The sequence below is a fragment of the Arthrobacter sp. SPT-J7 genome, from assembly GCF_059089965.1.
This window is the reverse complement of the sequence record NZ_JBNHFF010000004.1, coordinates 23,195-45,777: the sequence shown is the minus strand read 5'-3', so window position 1 is coordinate 45,777 and position 22,583 is coordinate 23,195. Positions and strand designations below refer to the sequence as shown.

Annotated in this window: 21 protein-coding genes and 2 riboswitches; of the genes, 6 read left to right on the top strand and 15 right to left on the bottom strand. The window is 67.0% G+C overall.

Translation table 11 applies throughout. The annotated features are described in order from the left end of the window. Positions 1-90: 90 nt before the first annotated feature. Genes AC5RWX_RS07810 through uriH form a run of 3 tightly spaced genes read right to left on the bottom strand, consistent with a single transcriptional unit; the run spans position 91 to position 3,514 of the window. On the bottom strand, positions 91-1,050 hold the full coding sequence (locus AC5RWX_RS07810) for a ribokinase (RefSeq protein WP_494077510.1): 960 nt from the start codon (positions 1,048-1,050) through the stop codon (positions 91-93). Continuing rightward, complete coding sequence (uriT, locus tag AC5RWX_RS07805) at positions 1,047-2,471, bottom strand: uridine transporter UriT (protein ID WP_494077509.1); 1,425 nt, start codon at positions 2,469-2,471, stop codon at positions 1,047-1,049. Before uriT ends, AC5RWX_RS07810 begins: the two co-directional genes overlap by 4 nt. After that, positions 2,468-3,514, bottom strand: coding sequence for a uridine-preferring nucleoside hydrolase UriH (uriH, locus tag AC5RWX_RS07800; RefSeq protein ID WP_494077508.1), 1,047 nt, complete (start codon positions 3,512-3,514; stop codon positions 2,468-2,470). Before uriH ends, uriT begins: the two co-directional genes overlap by 4 nt. A 214-nt stretch (positions 3,515-3,728) precedes the next feature. Here uriH and AC5RWX_RS07795 point away from each other — a divergent pair, with 214 nt between their 5' ends. Continuing rightward, complete coding sequence (locus AC5RWX_RS07795) at positions 3,729-4,721, top strand: LacI family DNA-binding transcriptional regulator (protein WP_494077734.1); 993 nt, start codon at positions 3,729-3,731, stop codon at positions 4,719-4,721. Between the two features lie 74 nt (positions 4,722-4,795). Here AC5RWX_RS07795 and AC5RWX_RS07790 read toward each other — a convergent pair whose 3' ends face one another. From AC5RWX_RS07790 to AC5RWX_RS07770, 5 genes are all read right to left on the bottom strand, one after another. Beyond that, complete coding sequence (locus AC5RWX_RS07790; protein WP_493957599.1) at positions 4,796-5,596, bottom strand: SDR family oxidoreductase; 801 nt, start codon at positions 5,594-5,596, stop codon at positions 4,796-4,798. A 133-nt stretch (positions 5,597-5,729) separates the two neighbouring features. Next, positions 5,730-6,533, bottom strand: a complete 804-nt coding sequence (locus AC5RWX_RS07785; RefSeq protein WP_494097195.1) for a phosphotransferase — start codon at positions 6,531-6,533, stop codon at positions 5,730-5,732. Positions 6,534-6,620: 87 nt separating this feature from the next. After that, positions 6,621-6,941, bottom strand: coding sequence for a putative quinol monooxygenase (locus AC5RWX_RS07780; protein WP_494077506.1), 321 nt, complete (start codon positions 6,939-6,941; stop codon positions 6,621-6,623). A gap of 115 nt (positions 6,942-7,056) precedes the next feature. Next, entirely contained in the window at positions 7,057-7,593 is a 537-nt protein-coding gene (locus AC5RWX_RS07775; protein ID WP_494077505.1) for a DUF1990 domain-containing protein, read from the bottom strand. 4 nt (positions 7,594-7,597) lie between these two features. Then, positions 7,598-8,002 (bottom strand): MmcQ/YjbR family DNA-binding protein, encoded by a 405-nt coding sequence (locus tag AC5RWX_RS07770; protein WP_494077504.1) that lies wholly within the window; start codon positions 8,000-8,002, stop codon positions 7,598-7,600. A gap of 410 nt (positions 8,003-8,412) precedes the next feature. On the opposite strand from AC5RWX_RS07770, the gene AC5RWX_RS07765 reads away from it, so the two are divergent. The 3 genes from AC5RWX_RS07765 to AC5RWX_RS07755 all read left to right on the top strand — a co-directional run bounded on the left by AC5RWX_RS07765 (position 8,413) and on the right by AC5RWX_RS07755 (position 11,684). Further along, the gene (locus AC5RWX_RS07765; protein WP_494077503.1) at positions 8,413-8,727 is read left to right on the top strand and encodes a hypothetical protein; all 315 of its coding nucleotides are present in this window, start codon (positions 8,413-8,415) and stop codon (positions 8,725-8,727) included. A 136-nt stretch (positions 8,728-8,863) separates the two neighbouring features. Further along, positions 8,864-9,652, top strand: coding sequence for an IclR family transcriptional regulator (locus tag AC5RWX_RS07760; RefSeq protein ID WP_494077733.1), 789 nt, complete (start codon positions 8,864-8,866; stop codon positions 9,650-9,652). Between the two features lie 112 nt (positions 9,653-9,764). Beyond that, positions 9,765-11,684: an FAD-binding monooxygenase gene (locus tag AC5RWX_RS07755; protein ID WP_494077502.1), complete on the top strand. Its 1,920-nt coding sequence runs from the start codon at positions 9,765-9,767 to the stop codon at positions 11,682-11,684. A gap of 240 nt (positions 11,685-11,924) precedes the next feature. Here AC5RWX_RS07755 and AC5RWX_RS07750 read toward each other — a convergent pair whose 3' ends face one another. Continuing rightward, on the bottom strand, positions 11,925-12,173 hold the full coding sequence (locus tag AC5RWX_RS07750) for a hypothetical protein (RefSeq protein WP_494077501.1): 249 nt from the start codon (positions 12,171-12,173) through the stop codon (positions 11,925-11,927). 202 nt (positions 12,174-12,375) lie between these two features. Here AC5RWX_RS07750 and AC5RWX_RS07745 point away from each other — a divergent pair, with 202 nt between their 5' ends. Next, positions 12,376-13,221, top strand: coding sequence for a DUF1206 domain-containing protein (locus AC5RWX_RS07745; RefSeq protein WP_494077500.1), 846 nt, complete (start codon positions 12,376-12,378; stop codon positions 13,219-13,221). 176 nt (positions 13,222-13,397) lie between these two features. Here AC5RWX_RS07745 and AC5RWX_RS07740 read toward each other — a convergent pair whose 3' ends face one another. The 4 genes from AC5RWX_RS07740 to AC5RWX_RS07725 all read right to left on the bottom strand — a co-directional run bounded on the left by AC5RWX_RS07740 (position 13,398) and on the right by AC5RWX_RS07725 (position 19,164). Further along, a complete protein-coding gene (locus AC5RWX_RS07740; protein ID WP_494097194.1) occupies positions 13,398-14,801 on the bottom strand; it encodes an LLM class flavin-dependent oxidoreductase in 1,404 nt (467 codons plus the stop codon). 87 nt (positions 14,802-14,888) lie between these two features. Next, positions 14,889-14,980: riboswitch (SAM riboswitch) on the bottom strand. An 87-nt stretch (positions 14,981-15,067) separates the two neighbouring features. After that, the gene (locus tag AC5RWX_RS07735) at positions 15,068-16,552 is read right to left on the bottom strand and encodes an APC family permease (RefSeq protein ID WP_494097193.1); all 1,485 of its coding nucleotides are present in this window, start codon (positions 16,550-16,552) and stop codon (positions 15,068-15,070) included. 14 nt (positions 16,553-16,566) lie between these two features. After that, the gene (locus AC5RWX_RS07730; RefSeq protein WP_494097192.1) at positions 16,567-17,859 is read right to left on the bottom strand and encodes an acyl-CoA dehydrogenase family protein; all 1,293 of its coding nucleotides are present in this window, start codon (positions 17,857-17,859) and stop codon (positions 16,567-16,569) included. 66 nt (positions 17,860-17,925) lie between these two features. Continuing rightward, positions 17,926-19,164 (bottom strand): acyl-CoA dehydrogenase family protein, encoded by a 1,239-nt coding sequence (locus tag AC5RWX_RS07725; protein ID WP_494097191.1) that lies wholly within the window; start codon positions 19,162-19,164, stop codon positions 17,926-17,928. Positions 19,165-19,236: 72 nt separating this feature from the next. Beyond that, a riboswitch (SAM riboswitch) is annotated at positions 19,237-19,352 on the bottom strand. A gap of 295 nt (positions 19,353-19,647) precedes the next feature. Here AC5RWX_RS07725 and AC5RWX_RS07720 point away from each other — a divergent pair. Further along, a complete protein-coding gene (locus tag AC5RWX_RS07720; protein WP_493941912.1) occupies positions 19,648-20,604 on the top strand; it encodes a zinc-binding dehydrogenase in 957 nt (318 codons plus the stop codon). 95 nt (positions 20,605-20,699) lie between these two features. On the opposite strand, the gene AC5RWX_RS07715 is transcribed toward AC5RWX_RS07720, so the two are convergent. Beyond that, positions 20,700-21,116 (bottom strand): CoA-binding protein, encoded by a 417-nt coding sequence (locus AC5RWX_RS07715; protein WP_493941913.1) that lies wholly within the window; start codon positions 21,114-21,116, stop codon positions 20,700-20,702. A gap of 145 nt (positions 21,117-21,261) precedes the next feature. Further along, complete coding sequence (locus AC5RWX_RS07710; RefSeq protein ID WP_494097190.1) at positions 21,262-22,581, bottom strand: alpha/beta hydrolase; 1,320 nt, start codon at positions 22,579-22,581, stop codon at positions 21,262-21,264. Between the last annotated feature and the right edge of the window lie 2 nt (positions 22,582-22,583).

Sequence of the window (22,583 nt, the reverse complement as noted above, 5' to 3'; positions counted from 1 at the left end):
TCGACTAAGCCCGCCCGCGCCTCGGTGGTCGACTAAGGCCGCTTGCGGCCGCACGGAGACCCAGCCGCATTGAGACCCGGCCCCTGAACGTCAGGCGCCCGGCCGCAGGCGCTCCACGTCAGCCCGCCGCGGATACGCGGCCTGGGTTCCCTTCTTCGTGGCAGCTAGAGCGGCAGCGACCGAAGCGAACGCCGCCGCCTCGGCCAGGGTCTCCCCTGCCGCAAGCCGTGCCGCGATGGCCCCGGTGAAGGCGTCGCCGGCGCCCGTGGTGTCCACGGCGTCAACCTTGGTGGGTGCGATCGGGGTGATCCGGCTCCCCTCCTCGGCAAGCGAATCGAGGACGATGGAGCCGTCGGCCCCCAGGGTGACGACGGCGCGGTCCAGCCCCTGGGCCGCAAACTGCAAGCGCACCTTCTCCCAGTCGGCAACGGCGGCATTGGCGCCGGGCATGTCGGCGCCGCCGAGGAACTGCGAAGCCTCGTGCGCGTTGACCAGCAGGACGTCGACGAGTTCGGCCAGGCTTTGCTGCACGGGCGCGTAAGGCGAGAGGTTGAGCAGCACTGTTGCTCCGGCGTCGTGCCCTGTTCTTGCTGCCGCCTCCACGGCGTCCAGGCCGACCTCGAGGCAAAGGCAAACCACGGCGGCACCATCGAATGTGTCCCTGGCTGCGACTACGTCGTGCGGAACTACGGTGCCGTTAGCGCCAGGGGAAATAACGATGCTGTTCTCCCCCGCAGCGTCAACGGTAATGACGGCGACGCCGGTCTCGACGTCGGCGGCGCGGCGCACGCGGGAAACGTCCACGCCGGCCCCTGCAACGGAGGCCAGCAGCATGTCCCCGTTGGAGTCCTCGCCCACGGCGCCGATCAGGGCGACGTTGCCGCCCAGCCGGCCAGCGGCCACGGCTTGGTTGGCGCTCTTGCCGCCCGGGTTCACGGCGAAGCCTTCGCCGTGCAGGGTTTCGCCCGGGTTGGGCAGCCGTTCGGTGTAGATGGTCAGGTCCGCGTTCAGCGAACCAACGACGACGATGCGGCCGGCCTGCGGGCTCACTTTTCCACCTCGGCCTCAACGGGCTTAGGGATCAGCAGCGAGGCGGCGAAGGCCGCGACCGTGATGACCAGGCCGACCACGATCACCGTGAGGTAAGAGCCGCGGTCGCCCAGCGCCGAGGTGCCCACGAGCACCGCCGGCAGCACCAGGAAGCTCAGTCCGGCGCCCAGGTTGAAGGCTCCGGCGTTCATGCCCGGCAGGAAGCCGGGGTTGCCCGGGGGCGAGAGCACCACGCCGAGCCCGTTGAGCATGATGTTCGCGGTGCCGGCGTACATGATGCCGAGCAGAGCAGTGGCGGCGACCATCACCGGCAGGCTGTTCAGGCCGAACAGCGCAATGATCACCAGGGAGACGATGCTGCCGATCATGCCGATGCGCAGGACATTGGTGTAGCCCAGTACCGGGGCGAGCCGCCCGCTGATCGGGCCGAAGACCCAGCCCAGCAGCGCGTAGGGGGTCAGGATAAGCAGCGCCGTTTCGGTGGGGCCGAGACCGAAGCCGGGTGCGGCGGCCTGTACGTAGGCGGGGACAATCCCGTTGATCACGGCGAAGATGCCGGTCATGGTCAGGATTGTGGTCAGCAGCGGCGCCCACGTGGAGCGCTGGCGCAGATGGACAATCTCGACCATCGGCTGCTTCGTACGCTTTTCGGTGACCCAGAAGGCGGCGAACGCTGCGGCAGCCACGGCGATCAACACCAGCGAGAGGATCAGGGTTTCCATGGAGAACGCGCCGACCAGCTTGGCGGCCTCGTTCAGCGCGGTGAGCAGGGCACCGACTGCGACAACAATAAAGACGACGCCGGTCCAGTCCATCCGCGTCCCGGCCTGCGGTTTGCTCTCGGGCGTCAGGACGGCGACAAGAACCGCGGCGATCACGGCGAGCACCACCATGAACCAGAAGATGCTGCGGAAGCCGTAGTGCTCGGCCATGTAGCCGCCGAGGAAGGCATCGACACCGGCCACGCCGCCGTTGACCGCGAGGATGACGCCCATCAGCGTGCCGTACGTGCGCGGGTTGGGCACGGCGGTGCGCAGCATGATCAGGCACAGCGGCACGGTGGGGCCGCTGACGCCCTGGATGATCCGGCCCACGAAGAGCCACGTAACGTCCGGGGCCAGCGCCGCGATCACAGAGCCGACGGCCGTCAGCAGCATCATGCCGACGAGGATCCGCTTGCGGCCGACAATATCGCTCAGCCGGGGCAGGAACAGGGAAAACAGCGCGGCGGTGGTGAAGAACCACGTCTGGGACAGGCCGATCGAGGCCTGGTCGGTCTGCAGTTCCTCGCCCATGGTGACCAGGGCGGGGCTGAGCATGGAGGCATTGAGCTGGAAGGCCACGCAGGCCGTCAGCAGGGCAACCATCAGGGCGGTGGTGCCGCCGCGGGTTGCCTTGGTTTCGTCGAGAACCGCGCTCATTTCGTTGCCTTCCCTGAGGTCTCGGGCGACGCGGAGGCGGGTGCCGCCGTCGTTGTTGCGGTCGCGGCGGTTCCAAGGTCTACCTCGCCGATCCGGACCAGCGCATCGGTCACCAGGTTCCAGAACTTGGTGCGGTCAAGATCCACGGCCACAGAGGTGTGGCAGTCGGCCGGTGCGGGGGCGCGGAAGTCAGCCACGGTCATGCCGAGCGTCAGCTTGCCCTGCAGTTCGATGTCGACAGGGACCTTGCGGGTTGTCATGACGGTGGGGTCGATGACGTAGGCGACGGCGCATGGATCGTGGACCGGCGGGTAGTCGAAGCCCTGTGCGTCCTTGTAGGTTTGGGCGAAGAAGTCCATCAGTTCGCGGACAAAGCGGGCCGGACCGGTGCCGACGGCTTCGATCTGCTTCACAACTTCGGGGGTGGCCAGCGCCTGATGCGTGAGGTCCAGTCCCACCATGACCAAGGGCCACTTCTCGTTGAAGACGATGTGGGCGGCCTCGGGGTCGATCATGATGTTGAATTCGGCCACGGCCGACCAGTTGCCCACGTGGTAGCCGCCGCCCATCAGCACGACTTCCTTGACCCGCTCGACGATGCGCGGCTCCTTGCGGGCGGCCATCGCGATGTTGGTCAGGCCGCCGGTGGGGACCAAGGTCACGGTGCCGGGGTCGTGCGCCATGATCGTGTCGATGATGAGATCAACGGCGTGGCGCGGGTCCAGTTCGATGGCGGACGCCGGCTGCGCGGGGCCGTCCATACCGGACTCGCCGTGGATGTCCGGCGCGGTTTCGATGGTGCGCACCAGCGGGCGGTCGCAGCCGGCGGCGAACGGGACACCGGTGATGCCGGCGATGGTCCCCACGGCCAGAGCGTTCTTGGTGACCTTAGCCAGGGTCTGGTTGCCGACAACGGTAGTCACGGCGAGCAGCTCGATGTCCGGATTGCCGTGTGCCAGGAGCAGCGCCACGGCGTCGTCGTGCCCCGGATCGCAGTCCAGGATGATTTTCTTCGGTCCAGGCGTCGCGGAAGTGGCGTCCATGTTTTCTCTCCACGTCATCGGGGGCCCGCCCGTAGCGGGATTCATTCTCAGGAAGTTTGACACCCCTTTCCGGTCAACGTCAAACGCTTGACGTAAAGGCCGTCAAGCGCTTGATGCCTTGTGGTCGCTGTGAATGCTTATTATGGGGCTCATGGATTCCACCCGCCCTCCCCAACCGCACCCGCCGCGCCCCGGCGGGCGGGTGACCGCGGCGATGGTGGCGGCACGGGCCGGCGTTTCCACGGCGACGGTTTCTTTGGTGGCCAACGGCAAGACGCGCGGGCGCGTGTCCGCGGACAACATCTCACGAGTCAGCCGGGCCATCGCCGAACTCGGATACGTGGTGGACAGCGTGGGCAGTTCGCTGGCCAAGGGAGTCAGCTCCATTGTGGTCCTGGTGGCGCCGGACATTTCCAACCCGTTCTTCGCCAAGGTCGTTGCCGGCGTCCGAGAGTCCCTCGGCGCGGACTTCCAACTGCTGCTCTCCGTCACCGAGGCCGGCGAATTTCCCCGCGCCGATGACATCCGCCGAATCCTCGCCCTGCGCCCGGCAGGTTTGTTGGTGGATGCCCCCGATGCCGCGTTCCTCGAGGACCTCTCAACCACCGGCCCCCTGGTGCTGCTCGACGCGCCCGGGCTGGAGGCTTATGCGCCGTCCGTCAACCTCGACGTGGCCCACGGCGCCCGCGAACTCGCGGCGCATCTGGCCGCCTCCGGCCACCGGCGAGTGGCATACCTGGACAGCGTGACCGGCACAGCCACCTTCACCATCCGCCGAACGGCTTTCCTGGAGGAGGCGGCCGGGCGCGGCATGAGCGTGGACCCGGCCCACCTGATCAGCACCACGATCGACGTCGGCGCGTCGGCCGAGGCGTTTGCCACCGCGTGGCCCCAGTGGCAGCAGGCGGGTGTCACCGCCGTCGTGTGCGCCACCGACACCCAGGCGTACGGCGCGCTGCAGCAAGCGCGCATTGATGGCGTGCCGATCCCGGACGAACTCGCCGTCGCCGGCTTCGACGACCTGCCCTACTCCGCCACTAGTAACCCCGGCCTCACCAGCGTCCACCTTCCCGCCACCCAACTGGGCCTCAAGGCCGGAGAACAGCTGCGCGGCCTGATCGAAGGCCGCGACCTCGAGCAGCCCCAGCTCACTTTGGAGAGCTCGCTGATTGTGCGCGGCTCCACGGACCGCACCGCCGCCAGTTAACTAACGACGGCGGCACGCGCCTTATCGGCGAACGTCACCTGGGCTTGCCTGCCCACCCGGGGCGTTGCCCAGCGTTACACCTCGCGCCAATCGTGGCCGGTAACGGCTGCCCCCGCCTGCGGCCCCATCTGCAGCATCCCGCCGTCCACCGCCCAGGAGGCCCCGGTCACGTAGCCGGCCTCCGCGGACGCCAGGAAGGCGATCACGGCAGCCACCTCCCGGGCATCGCCGGGCCGGGCCAGGGGGATGCCGGGCCGGTCGATACCCTGCGGGTCCTGGTCCTCGTTGCCGGTCATGGCGGTGGCAATCTCACCCGGCGCGACGGCGTTCACCGTGATGCCGTGCCTGCCGAGCTCCAGCGCCATGTTTTTCACCAGTCCGCCGAGCCCGTGCTTGGCGGCGTCGTACGGGGCGGCACCGACCATCGGCTGGTGCTCATGCACGCTGGTCACCGCGATAATCCGGCCGCCGGTGCCTGCTGCCGCCATCTTCCGGGCCGCACGCTGCATGCAGACAAATGCGCCGTCCAGATCGGTGGCAACCACGTTCCGCCACGTCTCATAGTCCAGATCCAGAAACGGTTCCATGGCCCCGGTACCGGAGTTGTTGACGAACACGTCCAGCCCGCCGAGCTGCTCCGCCAGCGCATCGACCACGTCCCCGCAACCGGGCAGATCCGTGGTGTCCAATTGCTCGACGGCGGCATGGCGGCCGAGCGCGCGGACTTCCTTCGCCGTGTCCTCCGCTCCGTCCCGGTCGGAATGCCAGGTGATCCCCACATCCATTCCGGCCTGCGCCAGGGCGACCGCGGTGGCCCGGCCGATGCCCGAATCGGAACCTGTAACGATGGCGGTGCGTGGCGTGAATTGTTCCATGCGCCCCATTGTGGCGAAGAACCGGACGATTGCCACCCCTGCGTGATCCGCTCCGGGCCGAGGGGCGCAGGAAAATTTGCGTGCCAGATCCGGTGGCTTCCTGCGAGCCGAGCCGGACAGCCCGCGGCAAGTGCTAGGCAGCGTTGAGCGCCGCGGCCAGCTCGGGTCGGACCGAGTCGATCCAGGCTATCCGCCGTGCTATCCGGTCCTGTCCGCCGCTGCGTTCCCACATGTCGATGAAAGCTTGTTCTCCGCGCGCGATGCGAGCCAGAACAAAGGGGCCTGAACGGTGGATGCCCGCGACGATGTAGTCCAAGAACTCTTCGCGCTGCGCGCCGAAAGGGACCCCGTAGGCGTCGGCCACATTCCGCAGCCGCGAGGCGACGTCGAGGCCCGAGCGGCCGTCGCGCGCCGCGTCCTCCGGGGTTTCAAGCGGAACCCAGTGCCGGGCCAGGACCGCGAGATCGTGCAGGGGGTGGGTCGGGGCCGCGAATTCGAAGTCGATCAGGGCCACTGCACGGCCCCGGCGCACAATGACGTTCTCCAAACACACGTCGTTGTGCCCGATGATTCGGCCGCCGCCGGGATGGGCCAGCTCGGTGTTCCAGCTGGCGGTCGCAGGTGGAACGAAGTCGGCGACGGCGTCATGGAACGCGCGCAGCAGGCGGGCAACTGAGGCCAACAGTCCCCCGGCAAGCGACCATCGAGGAAAAGGGGGAAGGGCCACTTCTCCCGGAATGTAGCGCAACCGCTCCCTACCTTGTTCATCACGCCCCAGGGGTTCCGGAACTCCGGTAAAACCCCTGGACCTTGCATGGTCAAGCAGGCTAAAAACCAGGTCCGTCTGAGCCGAGGAGGGACGGCGAACCTCATCGCCAATTCTGATGACCGCCCCGGCGTTGGCCACACCGCCGGCTAGCGCCTCGCCGTCGTTCATGGGCCATACCCTACCGCGGGCAGGCGTCGCTGGGACGGGCGGTTTAAAGGCGGGAAGGGCAGGCCGCTGCCTGCCCCACCTGGACTGCTACGCGACGGTCATTTCGCCCATCTCGTCCCAGCCGTCGCCATTAATCTGGCGGCTGATGATGCGCGGAGTCTCCTGCAAATACTGCGGCTGCTCCTGCATGGCCTTCTTGAAGTGCTCGCTCTTCACGTGCGCTTCGGCGGCGTCATCCTTGAAGGCTTCCACCAGGACGTACTCGTTTGGATCCTCCACGCTGCGCGACCAGTCGAACCACAGGTTGCCCGGCTCGGCCCGGGTTGCTTCGGTGAACTCCCTCACCAGTTCGGGGAAGTTATCGGCGTGCTCGCTCTTGACCTTGAACTTGACCACAATAAAAATCACGCGGATTCAGCCTTTCTCTCGGTGTCCATCAATCCTGTCATGGGCAAAATCGACTACTCAACAGGCGGCGTTCTGACCCTTGAAGAGGCCGCCTGTTGAACAGTCGATGGAGAGGTCACCCGGCCAGGCCGCCGGCCAGCGCCTTGGCGGCCGCAATATACCGTCGGGTGACCAGCCGCTGGGCGGCTTCCGCCACCGGCCCGCCGGCCCGGTAAAACCAGTTGGAGTGCCGGCTGAACGCAAACAGGTCGAAGACCACCAACCCGTTCTCCTCCAGCGACGCCACGAAGCCCTCTTCGCCTGACTCCGGATGTCCCGGCAACGTGCCGTAGCCAAAACCCGTCCGGGTTGAGCTCCGCTCCGTCCACACCACTCGGCAGGGCGCGGACAACCGCAGCGGCCCGATTCCGAAACCGGGCACAACGTCCACGCCCTCAGCGGCCGCGGGCGTAGAGGCATCGACCCGCAGGCCGGTCAACCGGTGCAGCTCCCAGCCCATCAGGCCCTCGGCCAGCCGGCGGAACGCGTCCTCTCCGACGCCAACAGCAGTTCGTGCATCGGTGGTTCGGTAGCCCGGCGGCGAGCTGCGCTCCCGGGCCAGCCCCACGCCGTCGTACGTCAGAGCGGCACCGCTAAGATCCTTGGCCTGCACCGCTTTAGCCCTGCCGCACGTCGTCGCCGCGGGCCAGGCCCATCCAGCCCAGCGACTCGCGGTCCCGGCGCGGCAGCGACGCCACCACCAGGTCGTACGAGTCCTCGATCATGTCGCGCAGCATGTCGTCGGGCAGCTCGCCGTCGCAGCGCACCCCGTTCCAGTGCGTTTTGTTCATGTGATAGGCGCCGGTAATCTCCGGGTGCGCCGCCCGCAACTGCTGGGCCAGCACCGGTTCGCACTTAAGGCTGATGCTCAGCCGCGGCGCCTGCAGCTCCGACAACGCGAACATTTTGGCTGCCCGCCCGGGCGCCCGGACCTTGAACACCGAGGCCTCCGGACCGAACGGAAAATCCTCGAACGCCCCGGGCAGAGAGAGGCAGAATTCACGCAGCGCGGTCGCGTCCATAGGAACGAGCCTACTGCTACCCGCGGGCTCGGTCACGGGGCCAGGACGGGACCGGAGTCCGACCCACACAGGACCGCGCCGCCCGCTCACGGACATCCTCCCGCGCATCGTCCTGCGGCGGTCACAGCCGCTCCCGGCCACCCGGTTGCCGGCACCGGCTGCAGTGCGTCGATCAAGTCCTGAAGTTATAGCTTCGCAACCTTCCTTTCGTTCCCACCCAACGGAGGCGGGGTAGCGTGAGATCAACTGCCGACGGGGGAATCATGCGGGCTTGGTCGAAGACGGTTCTCGGGGCGACACTGTTGATGCCGCTGGTTGGCTGCGCCCCGGGGCCAGCCGGAATTTCTGCGCTGTCCAAGCCTCCCGCAGCCCCGGCGCAACTGCCGGCCCACGTTATTAAACCGGAGGTAATGGGCAACAACATCGTCCTCCTCGCTGAGAAGAGCGGATACGCCTTCTACGCCGCTGATGAAGTAAGCGGCGGCGCTTGCGCCGTTGTCGTCAGCACGGTAGAAGAATCTGACTGGGTTGTAGGCTGCGGAGGGCCCCCGCCGAGCGATCTGAAAGGATCAGGGCTCAGCCCAATCGTCAACGTTCGCGGCCCTAGCAGCGTTTCGGCAAAGCTGACCCGAGACGGTTACGACGCAACCAGTGAGATGGCCAATGGTTGGGAGCTTTTGCATCCCAACCTGTTGGTGCTCGGGCTTCAGCGGGGGCCGGCCTGATTAGGAACCTAGTCGCTGTGCCGAGGATGCGGCATTCAGTACCCGAGCGTGAGCGGCAGTGACTCCTTAAAAGTTGTGCAGCCCTGAAGTTAAACGTTGTCGGCCGGGACCACACTAGACTTCTGCTGTGCAGAACATGAGCATCGTTAAGAAGCCGGACTATGCCGTGGATTCCGTCGACCGGGCGCTGCAGCTGATCATGCTTCTCCAGGAGCGGGATTGGCTGCGGATCACCGATGCGGCCAACGCGCTGGACGTCGCCCCGTCCACGGCCCACAGGCTCATGGCCATGCTGGTGTACCGGGGTTTTGCCCTGCAGGATGACCAGCGGCGCTACTGTGTCGGCCCCGCGCTGAGCGCCGATGCCTCCGCCCATCCTGGGCGGGCCGCAGTCTCGATCGCCCGTCCGCACCTTGAAGCCTTGGCCCTCGCCGTGCGCGAGACCGTCAACCTCGTTGAACGTGTCGGCGTCACGGCCCGCTACTTGTTCACGGCCGAGGGCCCGCAGTTGCTCCGCGTCGGCAACCGCACTGGCACGGTTCTACCCGCGCACCTCTCCTCCGGCGGCAAGGCCATTCTGGCCACGCTTCCGGAGCCGTCGGTCGCGCAACTCTATACGGGCCGGCCGGCACAACAGAGCGGCAACAACCTGGCCGGGGAGGAATTGAAAAACCTGCAGCGCGAACTGGCGGAAGCACGCGCGCGGGGATATGCCGTCAACCTTGGGCGCACCGAAACTGATCTCGCGGCCGTCGGCGCACCTCTGGCTACTGCGGACAGGCCAGCGGCTCTGGCCGTATCGATCACCTCGCCGCTGTCGCGGGCGGCGACCATCCAGCAGCCTGCAGTCATCCAGGCCCTGCACGCCACCTGTGAAGCAGTTTTGCGGGACCTCCAGACGGAAGGCGTGCTGCCTTCCGCCTAGTTTTCTGCTGGTCAGAATGTCTTAGCGGACGCGTGGCGCCGATCACTACGATGTGGAGCGACGAGACGCGCCCCGGCCCGGACCGCGGCCTAAGAAAACGACCAGGAGCATTATGCAGTTTTATCTAGACGGCTACCATCCAGGCGATCCGGAGCTCCGGCGGGCCGCGGCTGGCCGCCCGGACAGCCAAGGCGACTTGCCGGAAGAAGTGGATGTTCTGGTGGTGGGCACCGGACCGGCCGGTGTTGTGCTGGCCGCCCAGCTGGCCGAATTCCCAGGGATCACCACGCGCGTGGTCGAACGGAGGGAAGGCCCGCTGGCGCTGGGTCAGGCCGACGGCGTGGCCTGCCGGACAGTCGAAATGTTCAACGCCTTCGGTCTGGCCGAGCGCCTGGTCCGCGAAGGGTACTGGGTCAACGAAACCGTGTTCTGGCGGCCCGATGACAAGGACCGCTCACGGATCGTCCGCAGCGGGCGGGTTCAGGACGTGGCGGACGGGCTGTCCGAGTACCCGCACGTAATCGTCAACCAGGCCCGGATGCAGGACTACCTGCTGGAGTGCATGCGCAAGTCCCCCAGTCGGCTGGAACCGGACTACGGCCTGGAAGTCACCGGCGTTGAGGTCGAGGATTCCGGTGACCACCCGGTCCGGGTGACCCTGCGCCGGACCGGCGCCGACGACCCGTCGGAAGAGGTAACCGTCCGCGCCCGGTACGTGGTGGGATGCGACGGCGCCCGCAGCAGCGTCCGCCGGTCCATCGGCTTGGAACTGCGCGGCGACGCCCGCAACCATGCTTGGGGAGTGGCGGACGTTCTGGCCGTCACGGATTTCCCCGACGTCCGCTTTAAGGCAGCCATCCAGTCGGCACAGGATGGCAACATCCTGCTGATCCCGCGTGAAGGCGGCTACCTGATCCGGCTCTACGTGGACCTCGGCGACCTTGACCCTGCCGACCGCGGGGCCCGGCAGCGGTTCACCTCAGACATGATCATCGAGGCGGCCCAGCGAATCCTGCATCCGTACACCCTGGAGGTCAAGGACGTCGCCTGGTGGTCGGTCTACGAAGTCGGCCAGCGCATTGCCGACCGCTTCGACGACGTCGCGCCGGAGGAGCGCGGCCGGCGCACCCCGCGCGTCTTCATTGCCGGCGACGCCTGCCACACGCACAGTGCCAAGGCTGGCCAGGGCATGAACGTCTCCATGCAGGACGGTTTCAACCTCGGCTGGAAGCTTGCGGCCGTCTTGGAAGGCCGAAGCCCCGAATCCCTTCTGGACACGTACTCGGGCGAGCGCCACGCCGTCGCCCAAGAACTGATCGACTTCGACATCCGCTGGTCCAAGACCGTGAGTTCCCGCCCGAAGGACCCGAACCGGCCCGACGACGAAGGCCTGGAACCGGCCGAACTGGAACGGCAATTCGTGGAGGCCGGCCGCTTTACCGCCGGCTTCGCCACCGACTACTCTCCGTCGATGATCATCGGTGAGGACACGCACCAGCATCTGGCCAAGGGGTTCCCGATCGGCGAGCGGTTCTACTCGGCCCCGGTTGTCCGTCTGGCCGACGCCAAACCGGTGGGGTTGGGCCACGTTGCACAGGCGGACGGCCGCTGGCGGCTCTACGCCTTCGCCGACTCCGCCCACCCGGGTGCGGCAGACTCCCGGCTGGCCGCACTGTGCCGGTTCCTGGCCGAAGCCGAAGAGTCACCGGTCCGGCGCTACACTCCCGCCGGTGCCGACGCCGACGCGGTCTTCGACGTCCGCGCCGTCTTCCAGCAGGGCCACCGGGAACTGGACGTCACCGACGTTCCCTCGTTCCTGTTCCCGCAGAAGGCTCCGTTTGGACTGAAGGACTACGAGAAGGTCTTCACTCCCGACCTTAAATCCGGGCAGGACATCTTCGACCTGCGCGGCATCGACCGCTTGCAGGGTGCCCTGGTGGTGGTCCGCCCGGACCAGTACGTCGCCCACGTGCTGCCGCTCGACGCGCATCGAGAACTGGCAGACTTCTTCGCCGGGGTCATGCTCGGCTAGCCCGGGGTATTCATGAGTGAGGCGCTAGAAGCGTGTGTTTTAGATTAGGAAAGGGCTCTCTGAGCCGGGAAATGTTGGGTTTTCTAGACCCTTACCCTGCTGAGCGAAATAGCACCCTTCCGGTGACTAGTCATACTCGTGCTTTCCCGACCGCGCCGGTCGGGTTCACCCCGCTTGGGCTCATCAGCCGAAAGGGAGATTCGACTGGCGGTCAACTCTCCCTTTCGGTTTCGTCTGTCTTTAGGCAGGTTCGAGAGCCCCGGTCTCCGGTTCCTCGGCGTGGTCGTGTTCTTCGCGGATGCCGTGCAGTCCGATGAGGCTCAACAGGGCCGCCGCCAGCGCGGCCAGGGCGCAGACGATGTACGCGAGCGAGAACCCGCTGCCCAGCGCCTGCGTGCCCTCAGCAGTGTCAGCAGCAGTGCAGCAAGCTCGCCAGAACCACGACGCCGTATCGGGATGGGGAGCCCCAATCCCGTCTGAGAGGGCCACAGCAGGACCGGCCTGATGCGGCCTGATGCGCCCTCAGCACGACCACGGAGACCTCCCGCTGGGCCCGGGCGATCAGGGTGCCGCCCGGTGCATGGCGCTGACTTCGGTGGGAGGATGGTTTCACTTATGTTTCACGGGGAACGACGGCGGTATGTGCGTGCCGTCGAGCGTTCAATGGGGCCCCGCCCATGAGAGGAGCACCATGACAGACGGCGGCACGCAACCGCACCCGCAGCCAGCGGCCGACAGGGCTGTGGACAAGACAGAACGGGCGGCGGAGTCCAAGCAGTTCGAATGGGTGGCACGCAGCGGTTTCGTGGCCAGCGGGCTGCTGCACGTGCTGATCGGCGCAATCGCGCTGCGGCTGGCCTTCGGTGGAGGCGGCGAGGCGGACCAGTCTGGAGCAGCCTCCAGCCTGGCGAAGCACCCGGGCGGACTGTTCCTGCTCTGGGCGGGCATGCTGGGCGCTGCCGCCCTGGCCCTGTGGCAGATCAGCCAAGCGGTGTTCGGCGGCCGTGGCCTGGAGAAGAAGAAAAAGTGGGGCTACCGGGCGAAGTGCGTGGGCCTGGCCATCGTGTACGGAGCGATAGCGGTGAGCTTCGGCAGCTTTGCCCTGGGCTCCGGCAGCAACAGCAGCGAGAAATCGCAGGACGCCAGCACCAAGCTGATGCAGTGGCCGGGCGGAGCCGTGGTGCTGTTCCTGATCGGCGCGGTGATCATCGGCGCCGGAATCTACTACGTGGTCAAAGGACTGTTCCGGAACTTCCTCGCCGACCTCAAGCCGCTGCCCCCCGGCGGCGTCCGCACCGCCGTAACGTGGGTGGGCATCGTCGGCTTTGTCGGCAAGGGGCTGGCCTTGTTTGTGCTCGGGCTGCTGCTGGCGGTCGCCGCGGTGCAGAACGACCCGCAGGACGTGAAAGGCCTCGACGGCGCGCTCAAGGCGCTGCGCGAGCAACCGTTCGGGCCGGCGGCGCTGGCCGTGGTGGCCGTCGGGCTGATTTGCTACGGGCTCTATCTGGGGGCCCGGGCACGTTACGCGAAGATGTAGCTAACGCCTCCTCCATCGACTGTCCCGGCAACACCCCTTCCCTCCGCGGGGAGGGGCGTTTTCGGTACCGTTAATGGAAAGTGCGACGGCGGCGCGCTGCCCCTTTGAAGGGGCGTCGCACCGCCGTCGTGGTTCAGCTGGTGCCGTGGTTCGCTGGCTGACAGAAAAGGCCGGGGTCAGTGGATCAGGGAGTTCTGCAGCCGAAAGCCGGCAGCCTTGTGGTTCTCCGGCAGCTTGTCGCCGCGCCCAAAGAGCTTGTTGCGCAGCGTGCCCGGCGCGTAGTCGGTGGGGTAGGAACCGCGGGCCTGCAGCTCCGGCACCACGAACTCGACGACGTCCTCGAACGAGCCCGGGGTGATGGCGTAGGCCAGGTTAAAGCCGTCCACATCGGTGTCGTCCACCCACTCGATCAGCTTGTCCGCCACCTCGGCGCCGGAGCCGACGGTGACCGGGCCGAAGCCGCCGACGCCGATCCACTGCGCCATCTGGCGGATGGTCCACGGCTTGTCCGCGTCGCCGGAGGCCTTCTTGAAGTTCTCCACCGAGGACTGGATGGCGTTGGACTTTACGTCCTCGCCGATCACGTCGTCCAGGTCGAACTGGGACATGTCGATGCCGGTCCAGCCGGAGAGCAGCGCGAGCGCGCCGTTGATGTCCGTGTAGGAGGCGTAGTCCTGGTACTTGGCCCGCGCTTCCTCCGTGGTGGCTGCCGTGATGACCGTCTGCATGGCGTAGATGCGGATGTCGTAGCGGCCCCGGCCGGCAGCCTCGGCTGCGTCGCGGATCTTGGCCACGGTGGACGTGAGGATTTCCTTGGTCGGGGAGCTCACGAAGACGGCCTCGGCGTTCTCGGCGGCAAAGCGCATGCCGCGGGCCGAGGCACCGGCCTGGAAGATCACCGGGGTGCGCTGCGGGCTGGGCTCGGTGATCGCGATGCCCGGCACCTTGAAGTGCTGGCCCTCGTGACGGATCTCGTGGACCTTCGCCGGGTCGGTGTACACGCCGGAGGCGCGGTCCTTGACCACGGCGTCGTCCTCCCACGAGCCCTCCAGCAGCTTGTAGACCACCTCGAGGTATTCGTCCGCGTGGTTGTAGCGCTCGTCGTGTTCCAGTTGGTCTTCCTGGCCCATGTTCCGCGCCGCGGAGGGCAGGTAGCCGGTCACCACGTTCCAGCCCACACGGCCCTTCGTGAGGTGGTCCAGCGTGGCCAGCCGGCGGGCGAACGGGTACGGGTGCTCATAGGCCGTGCCGGCGGTGATGCCGAAGCCCAGGTTCTTGGTCACGGCGGCCATCGCGGACACCAGCAGGATCGGGTCGTTCACCGGCACCTGCGCGCCGGCCGACAGCGGGATTTCGTTCGTGCTGCCGAACACGTCGTAGGTGCCCAGCACGTCGGCGATGAAGAGGCTGTCGAACTTGCCCTTCTCCAGCACCTGGGCCAGGTGGGTCCAGTACTCCAGATCGTTGTAGCGGTCCGCCTGGTCCTTCGGATGGCGCCACAGTCCCGGGGACTGGTGGACAACGCAGTTCATGTCGAACGCGTTGAGGCGGACGTGGCGCTGCGGGTCTTTTACGGTCATGTCAGGCTCCTTTACTGATGAGAAGAGCCCGCGCCGGTCCCCCGGCGGGCATGCAGTGGCCCTGAGGAACCAACGAGAGATCGAGCTTCTCCATCGGTCCTGGCGGTAGCACCTTCCTCACAAGGAGGGGGTTGCTGCGGCGTCAACAAGCCAGGTCTCTCGGCCGCTCTGGATGGGTACCCCTCCATTGGACACCCGCAGGCGCCGGGAGGGAAATGGTGCGCGTCACGCGGGGTAAGAATCTTGCGCGCCACGCGGGGGAGGAATTACGACGACGGCGCGGCCCCGGTTGACGCCGACGGCGCGGGACCAACTTTGGTCTGCGGCCGCCTCGAGGCGACCACTGCTCCGGCGCCGAAGCTGGCCAGGATCAGCACCACGACCGCGATGGCCAGCGGTACGCTGTTGCCGACCAATGTGGGCAGGTTCTGCAAGATCAGGCCCAGGATTCCCAGCAGCCCGAGGAGTCCAAGCGCCGGGGCCACGGAGCGCTTCCAGCTGCGGGCCGGCGCTCCCTGCCGGCGGAAGAACACCAACACGGCGACGCTGGTGAGCGTCATCAGCACCACCACGCCCAGGGAGGAGAATCCGGCGAACCACGTGTAGAACTGCACCACAGGGTCCCATCCGGCCACCACGGCGACCAGCAGGAACAGAGCCACCACGGCCGTGGCCGCTGCGGAGGCCAAATGCGGAGAGCGGTGCCGGGTGTGGGTGCCGGCCAGCTTGGCGGGGAAGATGCCCTGCCCCGACAGCTGGAAGAAATAGCGCGAGCTGATGTTGTGGAAGGACAGGATGCAGGCGAACAGGCTGGAGGCGAGCAGAACCTGGACAATGTGGCTGCCGGCCGTGCCCAGGTAGAGCGCGGTGGTCTCGGAGAGCAGGGTGCCGGGCGCGTCAGTGGCCTTTTGCACTATCCCGCCGTCGCCCCAGACGCTGATCAGCAGCCAGCTGGAGAGGGCGTAGAAGCCGCCCACCACCAGGAGGGCCAGGTAGGTGGCACGCGGGATCGTCTTGTCCGGGTCGCGGGCCTCGTCCCGGAACACGGCGGTGGCTTCGAAGCCGATGAAGCTCAGGATGGCGAACAGCAACGCGATCCCGGGTGCCCCGGACAGCACGGTGGACGGGGTAAGGAACCCGGCGGAGAGCCCCTCGGACCCGCCGCCGCCAAAGACGATGGCGGCGTCCAGGATCAGCACGATCAGTACTTCGGCTACCAGCAGCACGGCCAGCACCTTGCCGGACAGCTCGATGTTGCGGTGACCCAGCCATGCCACGGCAACCAGCGCCGCCGCCGCCCACACCCACCAAGGCAGCGCGGGGCCGCCGTAAGCGCGGACCACTTCATCGACCGCCGGGGCAAAGAGCCCGTAGACGCCGGCTTCCAGCGCCAGGTAGGAGAGCAAGGCCGCGAAGGCGGCCCCCAGTCCAGCCCGCCGGCCCAGGCCCTTGTCCACGTAGCTGTAGAACGCGCCCGCCGACGGCACATGCGGCGTCATGGTGGTGAAGCCGACGGCGAACAGCAACAGGATTGCTGTGGCCAGCAGGTAGATGAACGGGAGGCCGGCGCCGTTCCCGCTGGCGATGGCCAGCGGGACCGTTCCGCCGATTACGCCCAGCGGTGACGCAGCGGCCACCACGATCAGCACGATGCTGGCGACGCCCAGCCGGCCGGAGAGCCGCGGCGCGGTTCCGGCCGCGGGAGCGGCGGCTGGCGGCGCGGCGAGAGTTTGGAGGTTGGAAACTGACATGGTTTGCCTTCTTCCTAGACGGCCGCGGAACCGGCGGCGGGGATGCGTGGCTTGCGGCCGGCGTCGGCATTGGCCTCGCCAATCGTCCAGACGAACGGAGGTTCGGCGGCGTTGACTTCCCAGTCGCCCACGATCCGGGCCTTGTAGATGTACGGGTTGTGCGTGGCCACCGTGCGGGCATTGCGCCAGTGCCGGTCCAGTGCCTTGCCGGTGCTGGTGGAGGAGGCGCCGAGGGTGTTGAACAGCTCGCCGGCCGCCTCCGGCACCAGCGTGCTGAGCACAATCTGTGCCTGGCCGGATTCCAGCTCGACGGCGATGTTGGCCTCCTTCTCCACATCGGCGGCTCCCTGTCGCGACGCGAAGACCCGGTCCAGGGCGCGGGCCACGCTTAGGGTGGTTGACTTGGCGGCGTAGGCCTTGGCGCTAATGCCGCCGACCACTTGCAGGATCTGCGCGTCGTGTCGGACCAGCGGTGCGTTGCCGTGGCCGAACACCCGCTTGCGCTCCCGCACGTTGGTGGCGGCGTCGGTGGCGGCCGCCTGAGCGATACCGGCCAAGGCCACCAGCAGGATGTGCTGGTAGAGCGCGGTCTGGTACGGGAAGCGGTCGGCGAACGCGGACACGTTCGCCGGGTCCACCTCGGCGTCGGTAAACACCGTGGTGCCGCTGCCGGTGAGCCGCTGGCCGAAGCCGTCCCAGTCGTTGTAGGTTTCCACGCCGGGTGTCTGGGTGGAGATGATCACCGAGACATCCGAGCCGTCGGGCCGCTTCGCGGTGACGTCGATCCAGTCGGCGAAAATGGTGCCCGTGGTGTAGAACTTGCGTCCGTTCAGCACCAGCTTGCCGCCGGATTCGGAGAGCACGGTGGCGGTTCCGCCGGCGCCCGGTTCGGTCCACGCGTTCCCGGCCTGCTGACCGGAGGCGAAACGCTGCAGCCAAACGCTGCGGTCCCCGTTGCGGCCGTGCTGGTACAGGTTCTCCTCCACCAGCGCTATGTGCGAGCGCAGCGCTTGCGGGATGTTGCTGTCCGCGGCGGCCAGTTCGATCAGCAGTTCGGTGAACTCCTCCCAGTCCAGCCCGTCGCCGCCGAGGTCGGCGGGGATCCGCGCGGCGCCGAAGCCGGCGTCTTTCAGCCAGCCGATTTGCTCAAACGGCAGCTCGCGGGCCAGTTCGCGGTCCAGCGCTCCTGCGGCGATGCGCTGGAAGATCGGCCGGTACTTCGCGGCCGCCGCTTCGAAGGCCGGCGTTGCGTGGACGGAAGGGGTGGCGTGGAAGGTCGTCGTTGCGTGGTCAAGGGTTTCAGTCATGGTGGTGCTCCTGGGGTCTCGGCCATGCACGGCCGATGTCGGGACGGGTAGGGCTGTTTGAGCGGATCAGGTGTAGAGCGAGATGGGCTGGATTTCGCCCAGCAGGAAGTTGGCGCCGACTTCGACCTTCTTGTAGTCCACCGGGTCGTGCAGCGTGTGCGTGCGGACATTGCGCCAGAAGATGTCCAGTCCGACCTCGCTTCTCGCGGAGGAGGAACCGGTCACTTCGAAGATGCGGTTGGCCACATCCACGCCCACCTCGGTGGAGACGACTTTGAGCCGGGCGATCTCGATCTCGATGTCAGCGCGTGCCTCGGCCGTGAGTTCTCCGCCGGCGGCGATGGCGGCGTCGAAGCGCTCGTTGGTCCGGTCCGCCAGCGCTTCCACGGCTGCCACGCGGGAGGCCAGTTCCCCGTAGACCCGCTGGGTCAGCGGATCCTGGGCGTAGGTCTCGGCGCTGCTGAGGAACCAGGAGTTCTTGCGTGCCAGGGTGATCTGGCGTCCGCGTTCCAGCGCACCCTGCGCGATGCCCAGGTAGAGGTTGCCGAACGCCAACTGGATGTACGGCGTCACTAGGCTGGAGAAAGGCTCCTCCCCCACTTCGCCGATGATGTCGTCGGCGGTGACCAGCACGCCGTCGTACTTCACCGAGCCACTCGCGGAGAGGCGCTGGCCCAGCGCGTCCCAGTCGCCTAGGAAGGAAATCCCGGCGCTGTCGTGTTCCAGGGCCAAGGCCAGGAACGTGCCCTGGTCGGGACCGGCCGTGATCGCGGCGTTGACCAAGATCGCGTCGCCCACGGACGCCCCGGTGGAAAAGTGTTTGATGCCGGTCAGCCGGAAGCCGTCACCGTCCGGGATCAGTTCCAGGTTCGGGTCCACCGGGTTGACCGAGTCGCCCCAGGACCAGCGGCCCTGGGCCGACCGGCGGAGCAAGCGTTCCTGGACTTCCGCGTTGCCGTAGAAGACCACGGCGCCGAGGTTGGCGTAGTGGTAGGCCAGGATCTGCGCGATCGAGGCGTCCGTGCGGGCCAGGATCCGCACCGCGTGCAGCGCGCTTTCCCAGTGGCCGCCCTCGCCGCCCCACTCGCTGGGGATGATCAGGTTGAGCAGGCCGGAACTGCGCAGCAGCTCCACTTCGGCCAGGGGATCCGCGTTCCGGCGGTCGCGCTCCAGCACGTCCGCGCCCAGCACGGCGGCCACGCCCTCGGCGACCTGCTGCCAATGGGCGAGTTCTTCGCGGCTGGCCTGTCCGGTCCACGGGGAACGGCGGGTCTGCTGGTGTTCTTCAATGACGACGGCGGTCATGGCGCCTCCTCGGGGTGGGGCTCCCGCCTGCGGCGCGCAGCAACCATCACGGTCGACGACGCAGCCTGGAGGGGGCCGTACTTGCCGGGCACGGGATCTGTGCGCGGCCGGATCCTCATCTGGGGCACCCCACTACGGAAGAGGGTTGCCGCCCAACCAGCCAGAGCTTGTCGTTGGGACTCTTGATCTTGGGGAAGAGTCTGCCGGGCAGAATCCGGCGCTGTGAAGCATGTGACTGGCCATGACGTAACGCTGCTGATTGTTACGGAGAGGGTCTTATTTCGACGGCGGCCGGTCGCCCCAACCCGCCCCCCGCGGAGTCATCCCGCCAAGCGTTGGCCCAGCCTTTTGAGCCGGGTGCGCGATCCCAACGGACTACCCCTACTGCTGTGACAGTGACGGGACTACCGTGGAGTTGCACTGCCAATATCGGCCAAGCCGGGGCGGGCACCGTCCAGGTGGTCGGCGCACGGAAGGTTCATCATGAAGGCATGGCAATTTGTCGGAACGAACAAGCCCCTGGAGCTCAACGAGGTTGAGGAGCCGCACGCTGGCCCCGGCGAGGTAGTTGTCGACGTCAAGGCCTCCGGTGTTTGTCACTCGGACGTCACGACGCTCGACGATGCAGGATGGATGGCGCTGTTCCAGCACGGTCTGCCCCGCACCATGGGCCACGAATCCGCCGGCGTCATCAGTGAGGTCGGCGAAGGCATGGACCATTGGAAGGTTGGCGACCGCGTGGGCCTGTCTCCGGTGATGTCCGACGGGGACGCACTGGGTTACGGCAAGTGGGATGGAGGCTTTGCTGCCAAGCTTCGCGCGACCGACGACAATCTCGTCGCCCTGCCCGATGAAGTGCCGTTCGATCTCGGCGCGATGGCGACCGATGCCGGCCTCACCGCCTACCATGCCATGATGGCGGTCGGCGGCGCCAAGGATGGCATGAAGGTCGGTGTCATCGGCCTCGGCGGCCTCGGCTACATCGGCGCACGCTCCGCTGCGTTGGTCGGTGCCGAGGTGTACGGCGCAGAGGTCAATCCGGAAACCCAGAAGCTGGCCGACGAGATCGGATTGGCCGGCGTGGCCGCCTCGATCGAAGAGTTCAAGGACAAGAACCTGGAACTAATCGTCGACTACGCAGGTTTCGGCACCACCACCTCGGCCGCCATCGAGACCCTCGGTGAGTTCGGCACCCTGGTTCAGGTGGGCATGGGCCGGCTGGAATCAACCATCAACACCTACCCGCTCATCATCAACCAGCTCACCATCAGGGGCTCGAAGTCCGGCACCAAGGAGGATCTGGCCGGCATCTACGACCTCATGAAGACCGGTCAGCTCAACCCACCGATGAACCACATCAAGCATGCCGACATCCCCAGCGCGATCGACAAGCTGCGCGCCGGAGGTGTCGTTGGCCGCTTTATCGCGATGTACGAATAATGCGTTGGCCCCTGCCTTCCGGCCCGCTCATCCGCCGAAAGACCGCCCACCGCCTGACAAACCGGGCTGGGATCAAGCGCTCTCACGAGCGGCAGCTACAGGCCGAAGTGCGGGGCTTCGATGGCCGGGCAGGTGTCCATGACGACGTCGAGACCGGCCGCCTTGGCCCGCTCCGCCGCGGCTTCGTCGACAACGCCCAGCTGAAGCCAGACCGCCTTCGCGCCGATTTCAATGGCCTGGTCCACCACCGGGCCCACTTTCTGCGAGTTGACGAAGCAGTCCACCACGTCGACCTCGCCCGGAATGTCCGCAAGCTTTCGATAGCCTTTCAGGCCGTGGACGTCTTCGCCCCGCAGGTTGACCGGGACCACCTCCATGTCCAGCTGGTCCATCAGGTATCGGGAAATGCGCATGGCGACCCGGTGCGGGTTTTTGGACAGGCCGACGACGGCCCAGCGGGCGGGCGTGCTCAGCAGGCGGCTGACCACTTCAGGATCATTCTGGTGTGCCATGGCGCCACCCTACCCATGAGTTCCCTCTACCGGTACCTTCGCTTGCTGGTCCCCCAGCCAGCAGCCCCATCGAGGATTCAGATAACGCCCTTAAACCGCGGTTTAAGGGCGTTATCTGAACAGTGAATGAGGAGGGTCAGTAAGGCTAGCGGGCCAGCTGCTGGGTGTCGGACGTTCCGGAAGCCCCGGCGGAGTTGGCGTGTGCTTCCACCCAGCTGCCTACCAGTTCCAGCAGTTCGGCATCCACGGGCTCGCGGATCTGCCGCTTGTAGTCGGACAAGGACGGAGCCTTCGGGTCCCGGCGCAGCAGGTGCGAGAGGTCCTCGATTGTCCGCGTGGTGACTGGGCCCGGCACGGTGGCCGCAATGATGTCCAGGTCCTCTGGGTTCACCTGGACGTCCTTGGTGCCGGTGATGGCCAGCACCGGCATCTGCAAGCGCTCCAGGTACGGAACCGGGTCGAAGTCGATGAACTCCCGCAGCCAAAGCGCGTTCACTTTGCGGCCCTGCATGCGCACCATGTCCTTGGTGGTAGTCCGGATTTTTTCCACCGACTTTGCCTGCAGCTTGACTAGGTCCTGGCGGAAGAGTTTGAGCAGCAAGCGAGGGAAGGCGGGCAGCGAGTCCTTGATCTGGGCGGTCTGCCATCTGCCTGTCTCAAAGCCGGTCTGTGCCGAGGCTGAAAGCAGCACGGTGCCATCTACCCGCGTGCCGGGATCTGCTGCCAGGGTAGCCGCGTGATAACTGCCCTCACTGTGGCCGACCAGGAACACCGGCAGGCCGGCGGCTTTCTGGGCGACCATCCAGCGCAGGGCGGCAGCGGCGTCGTCGGTGTTCTGCCGGAAGCCGGCCGCCAGGAAGGTGCCGTCCGAGGCGCCGGTGCCCCGTTTGTCGTAGCGCAGCGAGGCGATGCCATGGTCGGCGAGCTCGCGGGCCAGGTCGCGGCTGATGCCCAGCGGCATCCGCTTGTGGTCGGCGTTGCGGTCAACGGGACCGGAACCGGGCAGGATCAGCGCAGCTCCGCGAACCGTTCCGGCCGGCTTGGCCCAGGTGCCCACCAGCTGCACGGTCCCGGAGGAGAAGCGGACCTCTTCCTCGGTGACCTGCTGCTCGGCAGGCAGGCCCGCAGCCGCGCGGATCTGCACCGCGACGTCCTCGGCGTCCGGCAGCGAGACGACCACCCGGGCGTACTTCTGGCCGGACAGGTCCAGCTGCACGGCGGGAGTCCCCTGGCGGGCGACGGCGAGGGTTTTGCCGCGGCCGCGCCAAGTTCCGATGCGCGTCCGGCCTGGAATCGCCAGACCGGGAGAACGCAGGCCGTGCACGCCGTCGAAAGCATCCGCCAGCAACTCGACCGACGTCACGGCCGAGAGCGGGAACGCCTGATTGCCGATCAGCCCAGCCAACTTCTCCATCCGGTCCAACTCCAGCAGAACCTCGTTGTTCCCTACCCGTATCGCCGCCATTG